Raw genomic sequence first — 25,014 nt, forward strand, 5'->3', positions numbered from 1 at the left:
CGAGTCGAGGGCGGATTGCTCAGCGGCCGCTGGGCGCCGCGCGGCCACGCAGCGCCGCGCGGCGGGTGCCGGCGCGCGCACGGGCCGACGTGACGGCCTCGGGTGCGGCGCCGCTGGTGTCGTCGAGCCACCCGGAGAGTGAGGAGATGTCGCGGAAGCTGAACAGGTCGGGCACCCGGACGCGGCGCTCGAACCGCCTGGTCATCAGCCTGGCGAGCCGGATGAGCAGCAGCGAGTCACCGCCGAGGTCGTAGAAGGCGGCATGGATGTCGATGCTCGCGGGTTCGAGGCCGAGGAGCCGGCCCCAGATCTCCGCAAGGGCGACTTCGGTCGGGGTGCTCGGGGCCGTCATGGGCCCGTCGGAGGCCGGGGCCGGGGGCTCCGGCAGCGCATTGCGGTCGAGTTTGCCGCCGGGCGCGAGCGGAAGTGCCGCCAGGAACACGACCGTTGCGGGCACCATGTAGTCGGGCAGCTCCGTGGAGAGCCTGCCGGTGATCGCGGACTGGAGAGCGGAGTCGGACCAGACCCCGTCGCGGCGGTCGCCCTCGGGCACGGCGTACCCGATGAGTCTGCCGGCGCGCACGACGGCGGCGGCCTCCCGGACCTCGGGGCAGCCGGTCAGCCCGGCCTCGACCTCCTCCAGTTCGATGCGGTAGCCGCGCAGCTTGACCTGGTGGTCGGCCCGGCCGCCGAACTGGAGCTCACCGTTCTCGGTGAACGCGACGACATCGCCCGTGCGATACATGAGTGCGCCGTCGAGGAACGGGTCCGGCACGAACCGTTCGGCCGTGGTGCGCGGCCGGTTGACGTAGCCGCGGGCGAGGCCGGCGCCGCCGATGTACAGCTCGCCAAAGACGCCGGCCGGCAGCGTGCGCAGGTCGTCGTCGAGCACATAGGCGCGGACCCCGGGTGACGGCGGGCCGATCGTGGGCTCATCCGTCTCGTCCTCGGGCACCGCCTTGACCGCGCAGAAGACGGTCCCCTCGGTGGGGCCGTAGGCGTTGTAGACGCGGTCGGCGCCGGTCTCCCGGTACGTCCGGTCCACCAGTTTGCGCCGCAGGGGTTCCCCGCCGAACACGACGGTACGCACGTGGGGTGGCAGCGAGCCCGCGTCCAGGAGGCCGTTCATCACCGACGGAACGACGTTGAGGTGGGTGATCTTGTCGGCGTATCGGCTGTCCGGCAGGTGGACGGCGCTCTCCACGAGCACGACGGCGCCGCCGCGGCACAGCGCGGCGAAGATCTCCATCACCGACATGTCGAAGCAGACCGAGCTCGCCGCCGAGACGCCGCTCAGGTCGCGCCCCTGGAAGAGCCGGTCCATCTCGGCCAGCATCGCGACACAGCCGGGGTGGTGGATGGCCACGCCCTTGGGCCGGCCGGTGGATCCCGATGTGTAGATGATGTACGCGGTGTCACCGGGCACGACCGGCCCGGGTTGCTCGCCGGGCACGGTTGTCACTGTCTCGCCCAGGACGACCACGGTCGGCCCGGCCGGGCAGGCGGCCCGGGACGCGGAGGTGGTCAGCAGCAGCCGGGTCCCGCTGTCGCGGACCATGAACGCCAGCCGCTCCGGCGGGTAGTTCGGGTCCAGGGGGAGATAGCAGGAGCCGGCCCGCAGGATGGCCAGGATGGCGACGAGCAGATCGGGGGTGCGCTCGATACAGATACCGACCGGCACTCCGGGGCCGGCGCCCTCTGCGACGAGCCGTTCCGCCAGCGCGCGGGAACGCTCGTTGAGTTCGTCGTAGCTCAGGATGCCTGCGTCCGAGTAGACCGCGGGCGCGTCCGGGTTCTTGACCGCCTGCTCGACGAAGGCAGCATGCAAGGTGTCGCTCACTGGTCCGCCCCCTCGGGGCGGCCGTTCGGTGCGATGTCCTGAAGTGGCAGGTCCTGAAGTGGCAGGTCCCGAAGTGCCAGATCCGGGTGGGCCATGGAGTCGAAGAGCACGGTGCGGTAGAGCGCGAGCAGGGCCGTCACGGTCTGCCTTTCCAGATAGCTCGGTTTGTACTGGATGTGGCCGACCACCTCGCCGTCGATGTCGGCCATCGAGATCTCCAGGTCGAACTTGGCGAGATGCCTGCGTACCTGAAGCGGTTCGAGCGGGAGGGCGCCGTCGGGTTCGATGGTGTCGCCGATGCCGTGGAAGAGCTTGACCGACCGGGGGAACGCGTCCGAGGACAGCCAGTTCACCACCACGTCGAACCACGGGGAGCGGCCTTCGGCCCTCGGCGGCTTCAGGGTGGAAGCCAACAGGTCGAGCGGGTAGTTCATGTGCTCCAGGAGGCCGAGCGAGAAAGCATGGACCTCGTGCAGCAGATCGCGGAAACTCCGGTCGCCGGCGGGATGTGCCCGCACCAGCACCGTGTTCAGGTAGTAGCCGATGGCGGACTCCCGACCGGGCTCGCCGCGCTGGGCGATGGCGGTGGCGAGTACGGAGTCCTCGACCCCGGCGGCGCGGTTGAGCGTGGCGAAGAAGCCGGCCAGGACGACACTGCTGATCGACACGCCTTCGCGCACCGCGAACTCCCGCAGCAGACGCGTCTCTTCGCGACTCCAGCGCAGGGTCAGGTCGCGGCCCTCGTAGGTGACGCCCGGTGGGCGCTCCTTGGAGGACAGGTCGAGACGTGCGGGTGGGTCGGCGAGTTCCCGCGACCACCATTCCAGCGCAGCCCCGGCCGCGGGGCCGGCCAGCCACCGGCGCTCCCACTCGACGAACTCCGTATAGGGGGCGGCCGGTTCACCGGCGGCGGGGTCGGCGCCCTCGTAGTACTCCTGGAGTTCCCGGATCATCACGTCGGCCGAGGCCGCGTCCGATGCGATGTGGTGCACGAGCACCAGCAGGTAGTGGTCGGCGGGGCCACGCGACATGAGGACCACCCGCACCAGCGGCCCATTGTCCAGGTCGAGCGGCAGGTGCCCGTACTCGGCCAGTTCCTCACGGGCCTGTTCGTCGTCCAGGTCGGCGCTGTCCACCACGGCGAACTCGTACACCGGCTCGTCCAGGATGACCTGGTACGGGCTGCCACCCGCCTCGACGAAGAGCGTGCGCAGCGCCGGATGCCGCTCCAGCACGGTGCGCAGGGCGTCTTCGAGCGCCGTCTCGTCGACCTTGGTGCGGATCCGGGCGGCCACCATGAAGTTGTAGGGCACGGCGTCCGGCGCGATCATCTGCATGAACCACAGGGAGGCCTGGCCGTGCGAGGCGGGCGCCACCTGGAGACCGAGGCCGCCGGCGCGCAGCCGCTCCGAGGCGGGGGTGTCGGCGGGTTCCATGAGCCCGCGCGCGACCAGTTCCTCCACCAGCTCCTCGGCGTCCAGCTCGGACAGGCCGTCCAGGAAGTCCCGCGGCGCCGACACCGGCGCCGGCTGCGCGGCGCGCGCCGGTTCCGGTGGGGGCGTGGCCGGGGGCGTGGCCCGTCCCTCGATGGTCTCCACGATGTGGGCGACCACTTCCGGGACGGACCTGCCGTCCAGGAACACCACGGGCGACACACGGTGTCCGAAGAGTGCCTGGAGCCTGTTCACCAGGCGGAGCGCGAGCATCGAGTCGAGGCCGAACTCGCGCAGGTGGGTGCCGTGGCCGAACTGGCTCGCCGGCACCCCCACCGCGTCGGCGATCTCGCCGAGGACGACTTCCGCCGGTGGCCGGCTCGGCGCGGGCCCGGCCGCCACCGCCCGGTGCGCGGTCTCAGCCACGGGCTCGGGTGTCGGCGCCGCGGAGAGCGCCCGGGGGGAGAGCGCCTGGGCGGAAAGCGTCTGGGGGCGGGGCGCCGTGTCGAGCCAGTAGCGGTCCTTCTGCCACTGTACGAGCGGAGTTTCCACGACCTCGACGTCGTCGGCGAACAAGGAGTCGTAGGTCAGCGGGATGCCTCTGACGTACAACGAGGCGACGGCGCCGAGCAGGCAGCGCAGGTCGCTCTCGTCGCGCCGCAGGGAGTTGACCGCGTGCACCTGGGCGCCTCGGGTCAGTGCGATCTCCTCGACCGCGCCGCGCAGCGTCTCGTGCGGGCCGATCTCGATGAACGTGCCGATGCCGTCGTCCACCAGTGAGGCGATCGTCTCGGCGAACCGGACCTGGTTGCGCAGGTTGTGCACCCAGTAGTCGACGTCGAGGAGCGGGTCCACCGTGTCGGCGAGCGCCGTGGAGCGGAACTCGATGGTGTGGGTCAGCGGGGTGATCCCGTCGATGCGTTCGCGCAGCAGCTCGATCAGCGGGTCCATGCCGGGGCTGTGCACCGGGCGCTCGACGCGGATGCGCCGGGTGGAGATCCCGTCCCGCCCAAGGTCGGCCTCAAGCGCGCCGATGGCCTCGGGCGTCCCGGACACCGCCGCACTGGTGGGGCTGTTCACCACGGCGATCGCCGCGTGTCGCGCGTACGGGGCGAGTCTGGGCAGCAGCTCGTGCTCCGGCAGGTCGACCGAGATCATGGCACCCGCGGCGGCTTTGCGTTCCAGCAGGTGCGACCGGGCCACCACGACCCGGGCCGCGTCCTGCAACGAGAGCCCGCCCGAGATACATGCCGCCGCGACCTCGCCCAGGCTGTGCCCCACGACGGCGGTCGGCTCGATGCCCAGGTCGAGCCAGACGTTCGCCAGCGAGACCTGTAGGGCGAACAGCACGGGCTGCTGGAAGTCCATCTCCTCGAACCTGGCCCGGTCGGCCGGGGCCGCGAGCTCGTCGAGCACCGAGCAGCCGCCTGCCGCGCGCACGGCCGCGTCGCAGGCGTGCATCCACCTGCGGAACCCGGCGTTCGAACGCAGGAGTTCCCGGCCCATGCCGGCCCACTGCGTGCCGCCGCCGGAGAACACCAGCGCCACCCGCCGGTCGCTGTTGCCGGCGACCGTTCCCGTGACGACGTCGGGGTGCGCCTGACCGGCGGCCATGCGGGCGAGTCCGTCGAGGACGTCCTGCCGGTCGCGGGCCAACAGCGCCGTTCGGTGGTTGTGATGGGTGCGCCGGGTCGCGAGCGTGTAGGACAGGTCGCTGACGCGCAGCCCGGGGCGCCGTTCGACGTGGCTGGACAGCTCGCGGCAGGTGTCGGTCAGCGCGGCGGGCGTACGCGCCGTGACGGGTATGAGGTGCACCTGCCCGCCCGCCGTGACGTCCCGGCCCTGGCCCTGGCCCTGGCCCGCGGTGACGTGGCGTCCCCGGTCACCCGCGAGGAAGGGGCTCGGGGTGACGCGGAGCCCGGCGGTGTACAGCGCGCCGAGCGATCCGAGCAGGGTCGATGCCTCGTCGGCGCCGCGCCGGAGGGAGGGGAGGGTGGCCGCCGTCAGGATCTCCGATGCGGACTTCAGGAGCAGCGGGTGGGGGCTGAGTTCGACGACCGCGTCGATGTCGTGGTCGCGCAAGGCCGTCAGGGCGCCGACCACCTGGATTTCCCGGCGCAGGTTGTCGGCCCAGTAGTCGGGGCCGAGTTCCGCGCCGTCCACGAGTTCACCGGTGACCGTCGAGATCATCGGGATGCGCGTGGTGCGCGGCTCGATGCCGGCGAGTTCGGCCTTCAGCGGGGCGAGTACGTGGTCGATCAGGGGTGAGTGCGGGGCGTGCCCCATCCGTACCCGATGGTTGGTGACGCCCGCTTCGGTGAGCCGCCCGGCGAGGTCGTCGATCGCCTGGGGAGCACCGGTCACCAGGGTGGAACGCAGGCCGTTGCGGCCGGAGAGGGTGAGTCCGTCGGTGAGGTACTGCTTGGTCGTGTCCGCGTCGGTCATGACGGCGAGGCCGTCGCCGCGTCCGACGGCCAGCTGCTGAAGGAGCCGGCCGTGGTGGGCGGCCAGCCGGGAGGCGTCCGCGAAGTCGAGCGCACCGGCGATGTGTGCGGCGGCGAACTCTCCGACGCTCTGGCCCACGACGACGTCCGGTTCCACTCCCAGCGAGCGCCAGGCGTCGGTCAGGGCGACCTGGAGGGAGAACAGGAGCGGCTGGAAGACGTCCATGTCGTCGATGCGGCCGTCGGGCGCGAGCAGTTGCTCGACGAGCGAGAAGCCGAGCAGCTCCCGCATCCGTCGGTCGGAGCGCATCATGGACCGGCGGAACACGGGCAGGCCGGCGAGCAGCTGCCTGCCCATCCCCACCCACTGGGAGCCGTTGCCCGAGAACAGGAACGCCACCCGCGGCGCACGAGCGGCCGACGTGCCGAAGCTCAGTCCTTCGGTGGACGTGCCGGCGGTGAAGGCGTCCAGCTTGGTCCTGAGCTCGGCCATGGAGCGAGCGGTGGCGGCAAGCCTGAACTTGCCCTCGCCCGGCGGGAGTTGGCAGACCGTACGCAGGTCGCTCTCGTCGCGCAGGGCCGCGGCCCGCTCGGCCAGAGCCTCGCGCGAGTCCCCGGCCAGCAGGACGAGCACACCCTCGGGGCGCGGCAGTTCCTCGACGACCACATGGCTGATCGCGCCGCCGAAGCCGAACGAGCTGACACCTCCGCGCCGTGCGTCGGTCCGCCGCGGCCATGGCGTCAGCCGGTCCTGGACGGTGAGGTGGTACGCGTCGAACATGATCTGCGGGTTGGGCGCGGCGTAGTGCAGGCTCGGAGGCAGTACGCCGTTGCGGATCGACAGGGCGAGTTTGACCAGGCCCACGATGCCGGCGGCCGCTTCGAGGTGTCCGACGTTGGACTTGACGGAGCCGAGCCGCAAGGGGTCCGTCCGGTCGCCGCCGAGGACCGCTCCGATGGCGTTGGCCTCGATGGGGTCGCCCAGGGGTGTCGCGGAGCCGTGACACTCGATGTAGTCGACCTGGGCGGGTGCGATGCCGGCCCGGCGGTAGGCGTTGCGGAGCATCAGTTCCTGCGCCTGCGGGTTGGGCGCGGTCATGCCGTTGCTCAGGCCGTCGTTCTGGGAGGAGCTGCCCTTGATCACGCAGTACACCGGCAGTTCGCGCTCCAGGGCCACGCTCAGCGGGGCCAGGACGACGACTCCGGCGCCCTCGCCGCGTACGTAGCCGTTGGCGCGGGCGTCGAAGGACTTGCAGCGGCCGTCGGGCGCGAGTGCACCCATCGCGTCCATGGCGGTGTAGTAGTCGGACACGAAGCTGAGGTTCACTCCCCCGGCCAGCACAAGCTCGCTCTCGCCCATCCAGATGGACTGGCACCCCGCGTGCACGGAGACGAGCGATCCGGCGCAGGCGGCGTCGATGGTCATGCTGGGGCCTTGCAGACCGAGCACGTAGGAGACGCGGTTGGCGATGATGCCGTCGTGCATGCCCGTCGCGGTGTGGGGGGTGATCTGGACGTCGGGTCCGCGGTAGTGCGCCAGCGCGGCGTAGTCGCCCCAGCAGGAGGCCATGAACACGCCGGTCTCGGTGCCGACGAGGCTGCCGGGTGCGACACCCGCGTCCTCCAGCGCCTCCCAGGCCAGCTCAAGGATGAGGCGTTGCTGCGGGTCCATCTGGACGACTTCGCGCGGTGAGATGCCGAAGAAGAGAGGGTCGAACTGGTCGATGCCGTCGATGAATCCACCCCAGCGCACCTTGTCGCCCAGGAGCTCGCGTCGCGCGGCCGGCACCGGACCGACGGCGTCGCGGCCCTCGGACAGCAGCTGCCAGAACGCGGCCGGGTCCGGCCCGCCGGGGAAACGGCAGCCGATGCCCACGAGGGCGATGGGTTCGTGCGACGCCACGCGGTGGTCCTTGTGCGGGGCGGACTCCCCTGCGGTACGCGGGCCGTCGACGAGTGCGCGCGAGAGCGCGTCGATGGTGGGGTACTGCCACATCCATGTGACGGGCACTTTCCAGCCAAGCAGATCGGACAATGCGGCGGCGAGCGTCGAGAACTTCAGCGAGTCGAGGCCGTACTGATGCATCGGCGACCAGCGGTCCACCGCCTCATCCGGTAAATCCATCAGCTCGGCGACACGAGACAGCAGGAACTCCGACAGGGCATGCGAATCTCGCACTGCGCGCTCTTGGGGCATTGCGGCTCCTCAGCAGGGCGGGCGGAATGGGCCGGTGACGCTTGCGGCCGAATGGTCAAAGAGTCGGACGCTCCGTCAGTCGGGGAATGACACCGCAATTCAGTGCGCCCATGGCGCGTACGGCCGCAGGGCGACGAAGAGGGCCGATGCCGACGGTTTCGGAACGTCATGATCAGCGCTTGCGCGGTCGGCCAGGGAAATGGCTCAGGACGCGGAAAACAGCGCTTCGATGTGTCGAGTGCCGTGAGGGGGTGCGCAGTCGCGGCGAGAACGCCGGGTCAGGGGCGGGAAGATGCGCCTGGGGGCGGGCAGGGGTGGCCGGTCTCGGACGTGAAGACGTGAGAATGGACGACAAGTGGCTGCACCGTGACCCGACCCCTCGTTGAGCTTTCCTGACCGCATCAGATCGTGCACTGATTTTCAGCGGGTGAAATATTCTCGATAAGGAATGACGTGAGTCTCCGTGGAACACACCGCATCGAGATGCGCTCGCCGGATCGACCACTTCAGACTGCCATCCAGCGAATGGTGAAACAAGTGTTCCCTGTGGGTCAGAAGTGCACTGGCGTGATCCAGACCGTAACGTGTCCGATTTCCTCCTTTTCAACTCGCCCTGCTTCAGCTCCGGTTAAACCGGTGGCTCGGTTTGGTACGGCCGAACAACGGTCGGTGGCCCCCTGCTTCGGGTGGACAGCGCACGAGGGGGACTGCAAGCTGCTTGGCATGAAAATCATGGACCACGAGCCGGCGCCGACCGACGTCCGCGCCCTGGTGGTGAGCACCGGCCGAATAGAATTCGCCACCACGAAGCGGCCACGAGCGGGCGTGGCGCTCGCCCGATTACAGCGCGGCCGCCACCACCTCCCCACGGCGTCATGCCCGTTGCACGACGACATTGCAGGCACCCGGCTTTCCGGCTCCGGCAGCGGCAGCGGCTCCGGCAGCGGCCCAGGGGCGGGCCCCGGTGATCGCGTACGCATGGCCCCGGCCGACGGCGAGCTCCCCGGGAGGCCCCGATGACCACGACCGAAGTGATGCGGCGACAGAGGCCGGGCCTGGCACTTGGGGTACTGGCCGGGGCGCTCGCCCTCGACGTGAGCGGCCTGGGTGTCCTCAATGCCGCACTGCCGTCCGTCGGGGAACGCTTCCACCTCGACGAAGTCACCCTTCAATGGGTCATGATCGCTTACGCCGTCACCTTCGCCGGATTCCTGTTGGTCGGCGGCCGACTGGCCGATGTGTTCGGACGCCGCCGGGTCTTCGAGTGCGGCATCGCTCTGTTCACGGTGGCCGCGCTGGTCGGAGCCGCGGCTCCGAGCACCGCGATACTGCTCGGTGCGCGGGCGGCCCAGGGCATCGGCGCGGCCCTGTCGGGCCCGGCCGCGCTGGCCCTGCTCACCGAGGTGTTTCCGGCCGGCCCGGCACGCAACCGGGCCTTCAGTGTGTACGCCGCGGTCGGCGCGGCCAGTTTCAGCGGCGGCGTGATGCTGGGCGGTGTACTGACCCAGTTCTTCGGCTGGCGTTCGGTGCTGTGGTTCTCGGTGGCGGTGGGGCTTGCGGTGCTGTCGGCGACCCGCGCCGGACTGCCCGGCGGGGTCGGGCGCGGCGGCCGACTGGACCTGCCCGGTGCGATCACGGGCACGATCGGCCTCACCCTGCTGGTCGTCGGCGCGAGCAGCAGTGGCGCGCCCGCGTGGGCGGCACTTGGCGGTGCGGTGCTCTTCCTGCTGCTCTTCGTCGCACGTGAGAGCCACACCCCCGACCCGGTGCTTCCGCTCGGCCTCTTCCGGCTCTCGTCGGTGCGCTCCGCGAGCCTGGCCGCGTTTCTCCAGTACATGGGCTCGGTAGGGATGCTGTTCTTCGCGCCGCTGTATTTGCAGGGGATGCTGAAGTACTCGCCGGTCGAGTCCGGTCTGGCACTGGTACCGATGTCGGCGGCCGTGTTCCTGACCGCCAACTTCGCCACCGGGCGGCTCCTCGCCAAGTACACCCCGCGCACGCTGATGACCGTCGGGTTGGTCATGATCGGGGTGGGAACGGCGCTGTGGATCAGCACACCGCATCAGGGCACCTATGTGCTGCATGTGTTGCCCGGCCTGGTGATCAGCGGCATCGGCCAGGGGCTGAACTTCCCCTCGATGACATCCGCCGGACTCACCGGCGTCGAGCCGGAGCGCCACGCGGTCGCCGGCGCGGTGAACGTGGTGGCACAGCAGATCGGCGCGAGTGTCGGCGTGGCCGTCATGGTCCTGATAGCGGCAACCAGCACCAACCAGCTCACCGGCTACCACCTCGCCTATCTCGCGGCGGGTGTCGCCTGTGTGCTGGGGGCGGCGGTCATCGCGACGACGGGACGTCACGACCCAGTGTCCTGACCACCCGTCACACAGGTTCGGCTCCTGGAGGGTGCGGACGCCCCGTCCCGCCCTCCCGCCGACCCCCTGGACCCATCGGCTCGGGGGTGGGTTATCCCTACCCCTGACCCGTCGGTCTGCCCTCCTGACCGGGCCGGCGCCGCTCGGGTTACGGTCCTTACGACAGATCGACACGTCGGACGGGTGACGTGAGACCGGCGTTGGGTGATGGGTTCCGCCTGCGCTCACGGAGCGGGAGCAGGCGATGAGTTGACCGGGAACAGCGCCGGGCGCGTACGGGACGCCCGTGTGGATGCCCGGCCGGCCGGCCGTACGGGTGTTACCGGGCCCACCCACCCGCAGATCCCCCGCCATCCGTTACGGGCGTTGACATCGGCCGCCCTGTGGCGTGCCGGCGCCCACTTGGCCATGGACGGCGTCGTCGCCGTCGCCGGCCTTGTGGTGCTCACGGTGTTGGGAACCGGTCTGTGCGCCCTGCCCATCGGGTTGGTGGGACTGCCGGTCACGGTGGCCGCCGCCTGGGCCCTTCACCGGCTCGCGGCGTTCGAACGCACCCGCTTCTCGGTCGCCTGCGGCGTCACCCTCACCGAGCCGCCCCAACCACCGTGGTCGTGGCGGTCGTTGCGGACGGTGGTGGAGATCGTACGCAGTCGCTGCACATGGCATCTCGTCGGCTATTTCGTTCTGTTGCTGGGCGTGTCCTGGGTGACCACTCTGGGTGTGGCCCTCATCTGGGCGCTCCCCCTGGTGCTGGCCCTGCTGCCGGTCTACCGCGGGTTTCTGCCGACCGGCGAAGCAGGGTTCGGAGCCTGGCTGGTGAGCGGGTTCCCGACGAGCCTGCTGGTCTCGGTGATGGCGGCGCTCTTCGGCGCCTTCGCCTCTCCTGCGCTGGTCAGGGCGCTGATGGCCCTGGACCTCGCCCTGGGCACAGCCCTGCTGTCCCGGCCTCGCGGCACGGAACTGGCCGACCGGGTCAAGGTGTTGACGGAGAGCCGGGCACGGGTCGTCGACGCGGCGGCGGCGGAACGCAAGCGCATCGAGCGCGACCTCCACGACGGCGCACAACAACGCCTGGTGGCCATGTCGATCACTTTGGGGCGCGCCACGTCACGGCTCAGGAAGTCCGGTGACGAGGCGACGAAGCAGCTCGTGGAGGACGCCCGCCGCGAGACCTTGGAGGCCGTCAGGGAACTACGCGACCTGGCGCGGGGGCTGCACCCGCCGGTCCTCACCGACCGCGGTCTTGAAGCGGCGCTGTCCGGCGTCGCCGCGCTGGCACCGGTGCCGGTCCGCCTCGACGTGCGGGTCGATCCCCGGCCCTCCCCCACCGTCGAAGCGGTCGCCTATTTCATCGTGGCCGAGGCACTGACGAACGTCGCCAAACACGCCCACGCGAGCCGCGCCTGGGTGGAGGTCCGGCGCGACGCCGGTCACCTCCGCATGCGGATCGGTGACGATGGGCAAGGCGGAGCGGACCCCGCCCGGGGAAGCGGTCTCACCGGGCTCGCGGGCCGGGCCCTCGCGGTGGACGGGCGGCTGCACATCGACAGCCCGGCCGGCGGCCCGACCGTGATCGGGGTGGACCTTCCGTGCGGGTAGTGATTGCCGAGGATTCCGCGCTGCTGCGTCAGGGGATCGTCCTGCTCCTCACCGAGGAGGGTATCGACGTCGTCGCCGCGGTCGCGGACGGCGAAGCCCTGCTGCGCGCCGTCGCCGAACACCGGCCCGACGTCTGTGTGGTGGACGTCCGCATGCCGCCCACGTTCATCGACGAGGGGCTGCGCGCGGCGCTCGTCATCCGCGGCCGCTGGCCCGACGTCGGCGTACTCGTGCTGTCGCAGTACGTGGAGGAGCGGTACGCCTTCGACCTGATCGACGACAACGACAACGGCTTCGGCTATCTGCTCAAGGACTGCGTGTCCGACGCCGCCGAGCTCGTGGACGCGCTGGAACGGGTGCATGCCGGCGACACCGTCCTGGACCCCCAAGTGGTCAGGCAGTTGCTGTCGCGCAGCCGCAGAGTGGATCCGCTGGCCGCCCTGACCCGCCGCGAACGGCAGGTCCTCACCGCCATGGCGGAAGGCCGCTCGAATGCGGGCATCGCGGCCGAGCTGGTGGTCGGCACGGCGGCGGTGGAGAAGTACATCCGCAGCATTTTCACCAAATTCGGCCTGCGGTCCGAGGCGGCGGACCACCGTCGCGTGCTGGCCGTCCTACGTTATCTGGGAGCCTGACATCAGTACGTCATCGAGGAAGCGCCGTGGGGTCCTGTACACCGGACTCGTCACCCTCGTCGGGGTGGTCGCCCTGGCCGGCTGGGGAATCGTCGAGATGCTTCCCCCGGACCACCCCTATGCGGGTTCCTGGCACGCCGATGCGGACAGGAGCACGCTGCTCGACGTCCATACACAGGGCATGGGCGTCACCCTGCATGCGGGGAACACGTCACGCGTGGAGGTCACGGCCGACGGCGGATACGACGACCAGGCTCCCGAATTCAGCATGACGGCGTCCGGGCAGACAATCGCGGTCGTGGGCACGTGCGCCGGAGGCTGCTCGGTCCAGTTGCACATCACGCTTCCGGCCGCGCTGGCGGCAACGGTGGAGACCGGCGGCCCCGCCATCTCGGCGGCCGGCCTGTCCGGCCGGCTCGACCTGCACACCACCAGCGGCGCCATCGACGTGGACAACACCTCGGGCCCCTTGACCCTGCGAAGCGACGACGGCGCGGTCACCCTCTCCGGCAGCCGCTCCCCCAGCGCGAAGGTGACGACCGGCGACGGCGCGGTCGACGCCACGTTCTCAAGCGCTCCGGCCACGGTGGACATCAAGACGCACGACGGAGCGGTCGACCTGCGTCTGCCCAAGGACGCCGGGTACTCCATCGACGCACACAGCTCCGGTTCCACGCCCGAGGTCGCACTCCCCACCGACCGGAACGCTTCTCATGCCATCGACGTGGAGACACGGGGCGGAGGCCTCAAGGTGCACTGAGCGGGTCCTGCCCTCGCCCTCGGAGGTACGCCTCCAACTCGGCCGCCCCGCTCAGCATCGCGCGTCCACGGGCGGACAGCCGCTCGCGCCAGTCGGCCAGGGCCCCCGCAAGCGGCTCAAGCCCGCCGGCCGCCCGCACCTGGGTGATGAGCGGGGCGATCTGCTCCAACAGGTAGCCGCCGCGCCTGAGTTGGTGGGTCATGCGGGCGTCCCGTACACCGGCCTCGTCGTAGACGCGATACCCGGTGAGCGGGTCGCGGCTGGGGTGCACGAGCCCGGCGCGCTCCCACGTGCGCAGCGTCGCCGGGCGGATGCCGAGCTTCCCGGCCAACGGCCCGATGAACACGCCGCCGGGCCTTGACCGTTCGGTGTGTCCCGACGCGGTGACGGGACCGGACGTCGTGGCCGGCTCCAGATCGCGCAGGGCGCTCTCCACGGCCCGCAGCGTTTGGCGGTCGTCCAGGAGCTGGGCGTGGCTCTCGTCGATGAGGCGGAACGCCTCCTGCGCCGCGCCCTCGTTCACCGCCCGCATGATCGACGCCGCCGTCCCGTGTCCGTGGCCGGGCACCAGCGCGAGGAACGCCTTGAGTGCGTCCGCGTGCCGCGAGGTGTAGACGCGGTAGCCGTGGGGGGTGCGGTCGGCGGCGGGAAGGATCCCGGCCTCCTCATAGTTGCGGACCGCCTGGGTCGACAGACCGTGCGCACGTGCCAGATCGACCGGCCGAAGTCGCCCGGCTCTTTGAGACTTTTCTGCCATGAGCCCGACGATAACGAGGAAAAGTCTCAATCGAGCCTTCAACGATAGCGTTGAGGGCATGGCAATCGACATCAAGGACACCGTGCATGCCGTGGACGCCGCCGCTGTCATGCGGCTGCTGCCGACCAGGCCCCGGCTGCTCGCTCTGGGCGAGCCCACCCATGGCGAGGCCTCTCTGCTCGACGTACGCAACACGCTCTTCCGGCAGCTCGTCGAGCAGGAGGGCTACCGGACGATAGCCATCGAGAGCGACTGCGTGCGGGGCCTGCTCGTGGACGACTACGTCACCTTGGGCACGGGCACCCTCGACGACGTCATGGCACGAGGCTTCAGCCACGAGTGGTTCAACCGGTCGGCCGCCAACCGCGAACTCGTGCGCTGGATGCGCGCCTACAACGACACTCGGCCCGTCTCGCAGCGGGTGCGTTTCGCCGGTTTCGACGCGCCTTTGGAGATGACGGAGGCCGCGAGCCCCCGCGAGGCCCTGATGGCACTCCACGCATATCTCGCGGCTCACGTGTCCACGGAGCTGCTGCCCTGCACAGCGCAAACGCTCGACCGTCTGCTCGGTCCCGACGCGCGGTGGACCGATGGCGCCGCGATGCTGGAACCGGCCCGGTCGGTGGGGCGGTCGGCCGAGGCCAGGGAGCTGCGGCTGCTCGCCGACGATGTGGTGGCACTGTTCGACGAGCAGAGCCCGCATCTGATCATGACGACATCGCGGGACGACTGGGACCGGGCGCGCCTGTACGCGCGCACCGCCACCGGTTTGCTGCGCTACCACTTCTGGATGGCGGACACCTCGCCTGGACGCACGACACGGCTGACGAGTCTGCGGGACAGGATGATGGCCGACAACCTCCTGGCCATCGCCGAACGGAGCCCGGCCCTGGTCCACGCGCACAACTCCCATCTCCAACGGGACAAGAGCTCGATGCGCATGGGCGGCCGGCCTCTGGAGTGGTGGAGTGCGGGTGCTCTGGCGAGCGTCCGGCTGGGCGAGGACTACGGGTTCCTGGCCACGGCTCTCGGCACCCTCCCGCACCAGTCGGTGGACGCCCCGCCACCGGGCACCGTCGAGGCAATCCTGTACGCCCTCGCGGAGGACCACTGCCTCATCGACGCGCCCCAACTGGCCATCGCCACGGGCGACATGGGGCTCGGGCCCCGCGTGTCCCCCTGGTTCGGTTACGCCCCTCTCGACCCGGCCCACCTGGCCACAACCGATGGGATCGTATTCGTGAGGGACGTCGTGGAGGGCTAGGGGGTGTCTGGTGGCGTCAGGCCGGCGCGGCGTCCACCCCACCGGGAATCTTCGCCGACCCGTGGGCGGTCAGGAGCCGACGGCAGTATCGGCGTCGGGGTAGAGCGGGAAGATCTGGTCGAGGCCGACGATGCGCAGGATGCGCAGCGTGTTGGCGGGCACGGCGGCGAGCGCCGCGTCGGCCTGCGCCGCGTGGGCGTGGTTGTGGGCGGCGATCAGGGCGCTGACACCGCTGGAATCACAGAAGTCCATCCCGCCGAGATCCAGGACGAGGCGCTGGCCGGGGCGGAGGGCGATCGTGGGGATCAGTTCACGCAGCCCGGTGGCGCTGGCGTAATCGAGGTCGCCGAAGATCTCCAGGACGGGACCGGTTGCAGTGTCTCGGGCGGTGATCCTCAGGGGGCTCATTCGGGGTTTCTCGTCTGGGAATGGGAGGCTGGGACGCCGAGTGCGAGCAGAGCGGTGTCGTCGTCGAGACCTTCGCCGAAACTGTTCAGCAGGCCGGTCAGTGCCTGGATGACAGCGTCGGGCGGCTTCCCCGCATGGCCGGCGGCGAAGGCGAGCAGAGCCTCGTCCCCGTACAGGCCGGTGCGGTCCTCACCGGTGCGGGCTTCGGTGATTCCGTCGGTGTAGAGCAGGATCGTGTCGCCGGGGCGGAGCACGCTCGTGGCGGCCGTGAAGCGTGCGGAGGGCAGTATGCCCACGAGGAGGCCGCCGGGAGTCTGCAAGAACTCCGCGGTGCCGTCGGCCCGCACGATGATGGCCGGGGGGTGACCGCCCGAGGCGAGGTGCACGGCGACGTTGCCCGTCGCGGGGTCGGGTTCCAGCGTGCCGAAGACGGCCGTGCAGTAGCGCGGGTCGCCGCTGCTTGAGTAACGCCCGTGGAGCACCGTGTTGAGCGTGGACAGCGCCGATACGGGGTCCGGGTCGTGCAGGGCGGCGGCGCGCAGGGTGTAGCGGGTCAGGGAGGTGACGGCGGCGGCCTGGGGCCCCTTGCCGCACACGTCACCGAGGAAGAAGGCGTAGCGGTTTGCGTTGATGGGGAAGACGTCGTAGAAGTCGCCGCCCAGCCGCTCGGGGTGAGCGGTGTGGTAGTAGGCGGCCGTCTCCATCCCGGTCACCGGTGGCAGCGTGTCGGGCAGCAGGGACTGCTGGAGCACGGCGAGGGCGTCCTGCAAGCGGGCCCGGTCGGCTTCGGCCTGTCTGCGGGCTTCTTCGGCGGCCTTGCGTCCCCGCAGAAGCTCCTCCTCGTAGGCGCGCCGGTCCCGGGCGTCGAAGAGGGTGGTGCGGATCAGCAACGGCTCGCCGCCGCCTCCGTGCTTGATCGTGGAGGACACCAGCACGGGCATGCGGGTGCCGTTGGCCCGCTTGATGTCCAGGGCGATGCCGCCGAGTTCGCCCTGCATCCGCAGCAGAGGTGCGAAGTGCGTCTCGTGGTACAGCTTGCCGCCCACCGTCAGCAGGTCGGTGAAGCGCATCCGGCCCACCACCGCGTCGCGTTCCAGGCCGAGCCAGTCGAGCAGCGTGGCGTTGATCTTGGCGATGGTGCCGTCCATCAGGGTCGACAGATATCCGCACGGCGCGCACTCGTAGAGTTCGTCGGCGCTGTCCTCCAGAAGGGCGGCGAACGCCGCGTCCGACGTCTGCCCGCGGTCGGCCTCGTACGGGTCCGGATGTTCCCCGTTGCGGCACATCATCGCAGGCTGACCAGGAAGTTCCGGATCGCTTCGTTGGTGGCTTCGGGCGCGGACAGGTGGGGGCAGTGCCCGGTCGCGTCGAGCGTGACCAGGGTCGAGCCGGAAATCGCCTGGTGCACGAAGGCGCCGACCTCGCGGGGGGCGATGACGTCCTGCGTGCATTCCAGGACGAGGGTCGGCACGCTCACGCTCTTCAGGTCGTCCCGCGAGTCGGAGAGGAACGTGGTCCTGGCGAAGACACGCGCCATGTCCGGGTCGGTGGCGCAGAAGCTGTTCTTCAGCTCTTCGCCGAGTTCGGGCCGGTCCTCGTGCCCCATGATCACCGGCGCCATGGCGGCCGACCATCCCAGGTAGTTGGATTCGAGCGAGTCCAGCAGTTCGTCGATGTCCTCGGCGCTGAACCCGCCGCGGTAGCCGTCCTCGTCGATGTACCGGGGAGACGGCGCGACCATCACGAGCGCTCCGATCCGCTCGGGGGCGAGTCCGGCGGCCAGAACCCCGATCACCGCGCTGACGGAGTGGCCCACGAACACCGCGTCGCGCAGGTCCAACGCCTCGCACAGCTCCACCACGTCCTGGGCGTACCCGCCCAGGGAGCCGTAGCGCTCCTCGGAGAACGCGGCCGGGTCCGAGCCGCCCGAGCCCACGTAGTCGAACAACACCACTCGGTAGTCGTCGACCAGGGCGGGCACCGTGAGGCGCCACATGTTCTGATCGCAGCCGAAACCGTGAGCGAGCACCACCGTCCGCCCCTCCGGGTTGCCAGTGACGGTGACGTTGTTCCTACGTGCAATATCCATGAACACCATTCTCTCAAGTACCACCTGCTGCCCCTAGTCCCCCCAAAAACTCGTTTGATGCCCTCACGGGCGCGCCGATCGCATGGGAGCAGCGAGCCGGACCGTGCGGCGAGGCGTCGACGGGCCGGGGCCGGGGCCCAGGGGCTGCGCTGATCAACTCGTCGAGTTGACCATGGGGGGCACCCGGAAAGCGAGCGGGGTCGCACATCGGGCGGGGGTGTGGCAGGGCAGGTGGCACGGCAGCGTGCGAGGCGTGGGGGGGGGGGGGGGGCGGGGGGGGGGGGCCCCCCCCCCCCCCCCCCCCCCCCCCCCCCCCCCCCCCCCCCCGCGGCGCCGTCGAGCGGATCAGTGCTCTCGGATCAGCGCTCTCGGACTCGCGGATCAGTGCTCTCAGATCAGCACCTCGGATGAGCCCTCGCTGATCAGTGCTCTCGGATCAGCGCTCTCAAATCAGTCCTTGAAGACGTCCTTGATCTTCTCCTTGGCCTCACGGGCGTCCCCCTTGGCCTGCTCGCCCGCGCCCTCCGCCTCCAGACGCTCGTTGCCGACGGCACGCCCGGTCGTCTCCTTGACCTTGCCCTTGGCCTGCTCGACCTTCGACTCGGCCTTCTGGTCACCCGACACGGACATCACTCCCACACATGGATTGCATACCCTGACAGCCATACGTCTGGCCGCGTGCGTCCGCTCCAAACCCTCGAATTCGTTCTTCGGTCCCGGGTGATCGTGTGCAGTTGACCCCGCGTTCTGCTCACGCCGCCACGGACACCCCGTGTGCCGGGGAGCCTCGGTCGCGGCCGCCGGGATGGCGGTGGCGCCAGAACCAGAACACCGCGCAGGACAGCAGGGACCAGGCCGCCAGCACGAGGAACGGAAAGGCGTGCTGGGCGTCGGCGAAGTAGACGGCTGTGTGCTGGGCGTTCACCGAGGCGCCGGGCGGCAGCCAGCGCCCGAGGTGGCCGAGGAGCGACGGCAGCAGCGGCCAGGACACCGCGCCGCCGGACGAGGGGTTTCCCAGGAGCACCATGAGTCCCCATGTGGGCAGCATGGCCCAGCGCCCGATCAAGGTGTTGAACATGGTGAAGACCATCCCCGAGGTGAACATCGTGAGCGCGAGGATCATCCAGGACTCGAAGAACGGCAGCCGCACCGCGCCGAGCCCCCAGTCGACCACCGCGGCGATGGTGAACCCGCCGAGCAGTGAGTACGCCACCGTGAACGCGATCCGCTCCAGCGGGTTGAGGCTCCGCGCATGCACGCTCAGCTGGATCGAGCCCACGAACCCCAGCACCACGGCGGCCAGCGAGATGTAGAAGAGGGCGAGGCCGCGCGGGTCACCCCGTTGGAGGGGCTTCACGTCGGTGATCCGTACCGGCACGCCGATGGCCTTCGCCACCGGTGGCGCGGCCTCCGCGAGCACTTGGGCCACGGAGGCACCGGCGGCGCCCGCCACCTCCATGCGTACCCCGTCGGGCCGCACGTCGAGGATGGCGAACACGTTCTGCTCCTCCATCGCCGCGCGGGCCGAGCGCTCGTCCCGGTAAGGGCGCAGCGCTAGCGAGGTGTTGAGGGCCTTGTCCAGACCGGCCACGAATTTCTCGGCCTCGACGGAGCCGGGCGGCGCGACCAGCGCGGTGGGGATGTGGTGCGGTGTCGGATTGGCCATGGTGTACGTGTACGAGCCGGCGAACAGGCCCGCGGCCGCGGCCAGGATGAAGACCAGCACGACCGCCGGGAAGAAGGGCGAGCCCCTGAAGTCGGCCCATGCCTCACGTGTGCCGCGTTTCCTTGCGTGCGCGCCGTGCCCGGCGGTGGTGTCGCGCGGCGCGGACGGGCGGGTGGTGTCGCTCTCCGCAGGCGGGCTGTTGGTGTCCCTCTCCGCAGGCGGCCGTTCGGCCTCGCTGTCCGTGACCGAGTGCTTGGCGTCGTCTTCATCCATCGGCATGTGCGACCACTCCGGGACCGGGATCGGTTTCCGCGCCGCGTACCCCGTGATGTGGGCCCTGACCAGGACTTTCGGTCCTGGTCCGCGGACCGTAGGTCCCGTGAGCGGGTCCTCGCCGGGGGTACGGCGTAGAAGGCGAACGGGGGGGCCGGCTCCCCACTGTCACCGCCCGCCGGTCTCGTCGGCCGGGTCACGCAACGAAAGGAAGCAGGTCTCCGTCATGGGCATCATCGCCTGGATCATCATCGGACTCATCGCGGGAGGCGTCGCCAAGGCGCTGACTCCGGGCAAGGACCCCGGCGGGTGCCTGGTCACCATCGTGATCGGCATCGTGGGCGGCCTGCTCGGCGGCTGGCTCGGTCAGCTCATCTTCGGAGTCGACGGGATGAAGGGCTTCTTCCACCTGTCGACCTGGATCACGGCGGTCGTGGGCTCGGTGATCGTGCTCTTCCTCTACCGTCTGATCGCGGGGCGCCGCGGCTGACCGGACCGAGCGCGACGCGATGGCCTCGCTCACTCTCGGCGCTTTCCGGCTGTCCTGCCGGGAACGCCGAGAGTTTTCGCGGCGCTGGGCCGTCCGGGCGACAGGCGCCCCGGCCGGGCGACGCCGACGCACCGGGCCGGGGCGACAGCTGCGCGCACCGCTCGCCGTACCGCAAGCCCCACCGCTTCCCCGCAACGCTCAGCCCCGTCGGCGCCCTCGGCGCGACACGGCTCCCCCGGCTTGAGAACCTACCGAAGAGGGGGCTGACGGCTGACAGCAGTGAAGGCGGTGGCGTCGTGGCCAGACCCGTGTGGGCCGGAGTTCTGAGCTTTGGCCTGGTCAGCCTGCCGGTCGGTCTCCATACGGCGACCGACAGCCACACCATCCACTTCCACCAGCTCCAGCGCGGCACATCCGACCGGATCCGGAACCGGCGCGTGAATGAGCGCACCGGTGAGGAAGTGGACGCCAAGGACATCGTCAAGGGCTACGACACGGGTGACGAGTACGTCGTTGTCGAGCCCGAGGAATTGGACGACATCGCGCCCGGCCGCTCCGAGACGCTGGAGATCACCGGGTTCGTGGGCCTCGACGAGATCGAGCCGATCTACTTCGACCGCACGTATTACCTCGCTCCCCGCGGCAAGGGGTACGCCAAGGTCTACAGCCTCCTCGAACAAGCCCTGGGCCGTGCGGAGAAGACCGGCATCGCCACGTTCGTGATGCGTCAGCACGAATACCTCGTCGCCGTGAAGGCCGAGGACGGTCTGCTCACCCTGCACACGCTGCACTGGGCCGATGAGATCCGGGACCCGAAGCAGGAGCTCGACACCCTGCCCGGCAAGGCCTCCGCGTCGGCCAAGGAACTGAAGATGGCGGAGCAGCTGATCGAGGCGCTGAGCATGAGCTGGGACCCGGCGACGTTCCACGACACGTTCCAGGACAAGGTCGCCGCTCTGATCGAGGCCAAGAAGGCGGGTGACAGCGTGGAGAAGGCCGAGCCGGCGCCGAAGCCGTCGCCTGCCGTCGACCTGATGGAGGCACTGCGCGCCAGTGTGGAGGGGGCCCGCAGCCCCAAGGACACCCGGGAGAAGGCCGCGACCGGCGGCTCCGCCTCGCCGCGGACGAGCGGGCGGACGGCGACGAAGCCGGCAGCCAAGAAGCGCGCTCGGACCCAGGGCAAGGGGCACGACCCGCACACGATGAACAAGGCCGAGCTCTACAAGAAGGCGGCAGCGGCCGGGATCGAGGGCCGCTCCTCGATGACGCGCGACGAACTGATCCAGGCGCTCGACGGGCAGCGCCAAGCCGCCTGACGCCGGCGGCAGCCGTCCGGCCGAGGCGGCCGTGCTCGGCCCGCCGCCACCCCGGCGCGCCCGCCACCGGCCCTGCTACCGCTGGGCTCCGTCGTCGTTCTCAGCCGCCCGGCTTTCCCGGCCCCCTTCGTCCCGTGGCCCCCCCCCCCCCACGCCCCCCTGGACCGCCCCACCCTCCTGAGCCACCTCGTCCTGCGGACCGGCCCCACCTCCATGGGGTACGTCGTCCTGCGGACCCGCCCCGCCTCCATGGGGTACGTCGTCCTGCGGACCCGCCCCGCCTTCCTGAGGTACGGCGTCGTCCGGGCGGCTCCCCGCGACCTCCGACAGGTCGCCGAGCAGTCGGATCGTGTCGGCGGTCACCGCGGCGAGCGTGTCCTGCAATGCGTCGCCGCGCTCACGGAACAGTGAGGTCAGCTCCTTCTCGGCGGCGTACGCCCTGTGCAGTGCCTCGCGCCGTCGGTCTTGGGTCTGCCCGGACGCCTCGTCGTCGTCCCGTTCCGGTGCCTCCGAACTCTCCCCCGTGTCGTCGAGCGCGCACACGTCCCCGGCCGCCCGCAACAGCTCGGCCACGATGCCCGGCGCAGGCCCGGGCAGAAGCGTCCGGTCGGAGCGGCGCTCGGGCGGCTCGGCCAGGGTCCGGGTGATCGCTTCGACGTGGTTGGTGATCCGGTCCCAGGCGAAGTCCCAGTCGGCGGCCGGCGGCAGGGGCGTCGAACGGCGCAGTCGGCGGCCCGGGTTGAAGCGATAGCTCTCGTCCGACCAGCGACGGGCGGTACGCAGGTCCGTGACACGGTCGGTGAGGCGTCGGGCCCGGTCGTGCCAGGCCTGCGCGTCCTCGCGGGCCACGTCGCCCTCGCCGAGGCCGTCCGCGACGGCGTGCAGCAGCGCCGCGCTCTCCTCGGGCAGACGCCCGCGCAGGTGGCGCACGCTGCGGGAGTGCACCGGCGGAAGGACCAGGGCGTTGACCGCGAGTCCGATGACCGCCCCCAGCAGCGTCTCAAGGAAGCGGTGGATGATGTCGAAGCCCGAGTACGTGCCGTAGACCAGCACGAAGAGCGCGGCGGTCGGCGCGTTGAGACCCTGGGTGCCGAACCGGGCGTACGAGCCGAAGAGCATGGTCACCGGGAGCACGATGAGCATGGCGAGCATGGTGTCGCCGGTCAGCACGCCGGCGCCGGCGGCCAGAAGGGTGCCGACCACCACGACCACGAACTGCTGCAACGCTGTCTTGAGCGAGCGGTAGACCGTGCTCTGCACCAGAAAGAGCGCGGTCCAGGGAGCCAGCAACGCCATCGGCGCCTTCCACCACCAGCCCGCGAGGGCCCAGGCGATCAGCGCCGCCGCGGCTGCTTTCAACGCCTGGACGGCGGTGTCCCGTTCGGGTCCGGGGCCGCTCAGCGCCCGCCGCGCCGACCGGGACACCGCCGCGCACTCCCAGCCCGCCCACTGCCTCCACTGAACGAAGGCCTGGCCCACTTCTCTCAACGTTCCATCCTGTGTTCGCACCGGCGCTCACCACGGCCGGCGATGACGTGAAGCTCCGTCCGGTCCGTCGCAGTCGTTTCGGACGGGACCTTGAAGACGCGACCTTGAAGACGCGACCTAGGGAAGCGGGGAGCCGCCGGTGGCGTTCAGCACTTCCGCGGTGATGAAGCTGGCGTGCTCGCAGGCCAGGAAGACGTAGGCCGGCGCCATTTCGGCGGGCTGCGCGGGCCGCCCCAGCGGAGCCTGCTTGCCGAATTCGACGGTGTCCGGCAGCGTCGCCGGGATGAGCGGTGTCCATACCGGGCCCGGCGCCACGGCGTTGACCCGGATCCCCCGCTCGGCCAGCATCTGCGCCAGGCCCTTGGTGAAGGTGACGATGGCGCCCTTGGTCATGGCGTAGTCGAGCAGGTGGGGGCTGGGCTGATAGGCCTGGACCGACGTGGTGTTGATGACGGACCCACCCGCGGGGATGTGCGGTACGGCCATTTTCGTCAGCCAGAACATGCCGTACAGATTGGTGCGCAGCACGCGCTCGAACTGTTCGGTGGTGATGGCTTCGATGCCGTCCGGCTGGGACATCTGGTAGGCCGCGTTGTTGATCAGTACGTCGATGCGTCCGAATTCGGCGACGGCCCGGTCGATCAGCTCCCGGCACTGCTGCTCCTCGCGGATGTCACAGGCGACGGCGACGGCCCGTCGTCCCGCGTCCTCCACCAGGCGCACCGTCTCACGTGCGTCCTCCTCCTCTTCGGGGAGGTGTGTGAAGAGCACGTCGGCGCCTTCGCGGGCGTAGGCGAGGGCGACGGCGCGGCCGATGCCGGAGTCGCCACCGGTGAGGACCGCCTTGCGATCGGTGAGCAGCCCGCTGCCCCGGTATGTCTGCTCGCCGTGGTCGGGCGGCGGGTCCATCGGGCCGGTCCAGCCGGGGTGCTGCTGGTCCTGCTGTGGCAGGTCGGGCCGGGGGTGCTTGTCGGTCGGGTCCTGGGGGCGTGCCGGTTCGGTCATGGGATGGCGCCTTTCTCAGTCCGTGGGGCCGTGTGGATGGGTGGACGGGTGAACGGAGCGGGGTCTCGGGTGCGCTCGGGGACGTGCTTCGGCGCGCTGCCTTCTGCCGTCCGGTGGCGCGGATGTGTTGTTCTCGCAGCGGTGGGCCCGCGGGCATGGGCCCCCGCCCCGGCCAGGACCGCTGTCGGGCGGACTCCCCGGCGAACCCCCGGCCGGCCCTGTCCACTACGGGGGCGGCAGGGTCTCGACGGGCTCCTCTGCCCGTCTCCGCAGCACCTCTGCGCCCCCTTGATGGGGCACACGTCAGGTACCCCGATGTGCGCATGTATGCGCCGCTGCACACGCCCGAGATCGGCGAAAGGCGTCGGCGCCCCGCCCACGCCGGCTCCCCGCGCTGGGCCCAAGCGCTGAAGGAGAGCGGGCCGGTGCATGGCCGCAGGCCGCGTACTGGCGCGAAAAGGCTTGCCCGGAAGGGGTGTTGGTCACCTTCCGGGCCACTCGGACGGCGCCCGGGTCGCGGCTCCTACGGGGCGGCAGCCGGGCGCCGTGCCGTCGAGGTCACCTGCCCTCGTTCTGGTCCTTCGCTCCGGGGGACGAGGGAGGGGTGTCCCAGGAGTCCGCCCCGGGCTGGGGCGCCGAGGGGGGCGGCGACTTCCGTGCGGCCCGGCGACGGCCTGTCCAGAACATCGCGAGGAGCCCGGCCACCACCACCACTCCCACGATGACCAGGAGCAGCGCCGTGGCGGGCCCTGCGGCGACGACCTGCGTGGTCGGGTGAGCGATCACCATGTGCTCGAACTCCTCTGCATTGCTACCGAGGGCCGTTGTGACCCCTGCACTGCTGTACGGCATGACATACCTCTGCTACCCGAATATGCCGAGACATCTCGGGCGTGTGCCGACGTCTGCTCCAAAGGGACGATCGCCGTACTCCCGTCGGCGTGTGCCCGCTCCGGGCCCCGGCGGCTCAGCGCG

At 70.5% G+C, this 25,014-nt stretch carries 18 protein-coding genes; 7 read left to right on the forward strand and 11 right to left on the reverse strand.

Annotation, left to right across the window (positions count from 1 at the left end; all coding sequences use genetic code 11):
* Nucleotides 1-19 precede the first annotated feature (19 nt).
* The gene (locus ACGFW5_RS17655) at nucleotides 20-1,840 is read right to left on the reverse strand and encodes an amino acid adenylation domain-containing protein (RefSeq protein ID WP_393835138.1); all 1,821 of its coding nucleotides are present in this window, start codon (nucleotides 1,838-1,840) and stop codon (nucleotides 20-22) included.
* Nucleotides 1,837-7,896 carry an acyltransferase domain-containing protein gene (locus ACGFW5_RS17660; protein ID WP_393835139.1) on the reverse strand — a complete coding sequence of 2,020 codons (6,060 nt, stop codon included), beginning with the start codon at nucleotides 7,894-7,896 and terminating at the stop codon, nucleotides 1,837-1,839. The genes ACGFW5_RS17655 and ACGFW5_RS17660 overlap by 4 nt, the downstream gene beginning before the upstream one ends.
* A 1,034-nt stretch (nucleotides 7,897-8,930) precedes the next feature.
* On the opposite strand from ACGFW5_RS17660, the gene ACGFW5_RS17665 reads away from it, so the two are divergent.
* The 4 genes from ACGFW5_RS17665 to ACGFW5_RS17680 all read left to right on the forward strand — a co-directional run bounded on the left by ACGFW5_RS17665 (nucleotide 8,931) and on the right by ACGFW5_RS17680 (nucleotide 13,283).
* Nucleotides 8,931-10,289: an MFS transporter gene (locus ACGFW5_RS17665; RefSeq protein WP_393835140.1), complete on the forward strand. Its 1,359-nt coding sequence runs from the start codon at nucleotides 8,931-8,933 to the stop codon at nucleotides 10,287-10,289.
* A 366-nt stretch (nucleotides 10,290-10,655) separates the two neighbouring features.
* Nucleotides 10,656-11,888: a sensor domain-containing protein gene (locus tag ACGFW5_RS17670; protein WP_393835141.1), complete on the forward strand. Its 1,233-nt coding sequence runs from the start codon at nucleotides 10,656-10,658 to the stop codon at nucleotides 11,886-11,888.
* Nucleotides 11,879-12,523, forward strand: a complete 645-nt coding sequence (locus ACGFW5_RS17675) for a response regulator (RefSeq protein ID WP_393835142.1) — start codon at nucleotides 11,879-11,881, stop codon at nucleotides 12,521-12,523. Before ACGFW5_RS17670 ends, ACGFW5_RS17675 begins: the two co-directional genes overlap by 10 nt.
* A 64-nt stretch (nucleotides 12,524-12,587) precedes the next feature.
* Entirely contained in the window at nucleotides 12,588-13,283 is a 696-nt protein-coding gene (locus ACGFW5_RS17680) for a DUF4097 family beta strand repeat-containing protein (RefSeq protein WP_393835143.1), read from the forward strand.
* Here ACGFW5_RS17680 and ACGFW5_RS17685 read toward each other — a convergent pair.
* Nucleotides 13,270-14,040 (reverse strand): TioE family transcriptional regulator, encoded by a 771-nt coding sequence (locus ACGFW5_RS17685; RefSeq protein WP_393835144.1) that lies wholly within the window; start codon nucleotides 14,038-14,040, stop codon nucleotides 13,270-13,272. The genes ACGFW5_RS17680 and ACGFW5_RS17685 overlap by 14 nt on opposite strands.
* 58 nt (nucleotides 14,041-14,098) lie before the next feature.
* Here ACGFW5_RS17685 and ACGFW5_RS17690 point away from each other — a divergent pair, with 58 nt between their 5' ends.
* Complete coding sequence (locus ACGFW5_RS17690) at nucleotides 14,099-15,304, forward strand: erythromycin esterase family protein (RefSeq protein ID WP_393835145.1); 1,206 nt, start codon at nucleotides 14,099-14,101, stop codon at nucleotides 15,302-15,304.
* Between the two features lie 69 nt (nucleotides 15,305-15,373).
* Here the strand turns inward: ACGFW5_RS17690 and ACGFW5_RS17695 are convergent, their stop codons facing one another.
* From ACGFW5_RS17695 to ACGFW5_RS17715, 5 genes are all read right to left on the reverse strand, one after another.
* A complete protein-coding gene (locus tag ACGFW5_RS17695; protein ID WP_393835146.1) occupies nucleotides 15,374-15,712 on the reverse strand; it encodes an STAS domain-containing protein in 339 nt (112 codons plus the stop codon).
* Nucleotides 15,709-16,998, reverse strand: coding sequence for a PP2C family protein-serine/threonine phosphatase (locus tag ACGFW5_RS17700; protein ID WP_393835147.1), 1,290 nt, complete (start codon nucleotides 16,996-16,998; stop codon nucleotides 15,709-15,711). The genes ACGFW5_RS17695 and ACGFW5_RS17700 overlap by 4 nt, the downstream gene beginning before the upstream one ends.
* Complete coding sequence (locus ACGFW5_RS17705) at nucleotides 16,998-17,801, reverse strand: alpha/beta fold hydrolase (RefSeq protein ID WP_393835148.1); 804 nt, start codon at nucleotides 17,799-17,801, stop codon at nucleotides 16,998-17,000. Before ACGFW5_RS17705 ends, ACGFW5_RS17700 begins: the two co-directional genes overlap by 1 nt.
* 450 nt (nucleotides 17,802-18,251) lie before the next feature.
* Nucleotides 18,252-18,431, reverse strand: coding sequence for a CsbD family protein (locus ACGFW5_RS17710; RefSeq protein ID WP_393835267.1), 180 nt, complete (start codon nucleotides 18,429-18,431; stop codon nucleotides 18,252-18,254).
* Nucleotides 18,432-18,552: 121 nt separating this feature from the next.
* Nucleotides 18,553-19,740, reverse strand: a complete 1,188-nt coding sequence (locus ACGFW5_RS17715) for an ABC transporter permease (protein WP_393835268.1) — start codon at nucleotides 19,738-19,740, stop codon at nucleotides 18,553-18,555.
* A gap of 226 nt (nucleotides 19,741-19,966) precedes the next feature.
* On the opposite strand from ACGFW5_RS17715, the gene ACGFW5_RS17720 reads away from it, so the two are divergent.
* Complete coding sequence (locus tag ACGFW5_RS17720) at nucleotides 19,967-20,230, forward strand: GlsB/YeaQ/YmgE family stress response membrane protein (protein ID WP_393835149.1); 264 nt, start codon at nucleotides 19,967-19,969, stop codon at nucleotides 20,228-20,230.
* Nucleotides 20,231-20,526: 296 nt separating this feature from the next.
* Nucleotides 20,527-21,546: a Ku protein gene (locus ACGFW5_RS17725; protein WP_393835150.1), complete on the forward strand. Its 1,020-nt coding sequence runs from the start codon at nucleotides 20,527-20,529 to the stop codon at nucleotides 21,544-21,546.
* A 75-nt stretch (nucleotides 21,547-21,621) separates the two neighbouring features.
* On the opposite strand, the gene ACGFW5_RS17730 is transcribed toward ACGFW5_RS17725, so the two are convergent.
* The 3 genes from ACGFW5_RS17730 to ACGFW5_RS17740 form a co-directional block, all read right to left on the reverse strand.
* A complete protein-coding gene (locus ACGFW5_RS17730) occupies nucleotides 21,622-23,025 on the reverse strand; it encodes an aromatic acid exporter family protein (protein WP_393835269.1) in 1,404 nt (467 codons plus the stop codon).
* Nucleotides 23,026-23,151: 126 nt separating this feature from the next.
* Nucleotides 23,152-24,039, reverse strand: a complete 888-nt coding sequence (locus tag ACGFW5_RS17735; RefSeq protein ID WP_393835151.1) for an SDR family oxidoreductase — start codon at nucleotides 24,037-24,039, stop codon at nucleotides 23,152-23,154.
* A gap of 558 nt (nucleotides 24,040-24,597) precedes the next feature.
* The gene (locus tag ACGFW5_RS17740; RefSeq protein WP_393835152.1) at nucleotides 24,598-24,828 is read right to left on the reverse strand and encodes a DUF6479 family protein; all 231 of its coding nucleotides are present in this window, start codon (nucleotides 24,826-24,828) and stop codon (nucleotides 24,598-24,600) included.
* Nucleotides 24,829-25,014 lie beyond the last annotated feature (186 nt).

The sequence above is a fragment of the Streptomyces sp. NPDC048416 genome (assembly GCF_043200435.1).
Classification (GTDB): Bacteria; Actinomycetota; Actinomycetes; order Streptomycetales; family Streptomycetaceae; genus Streptomyces.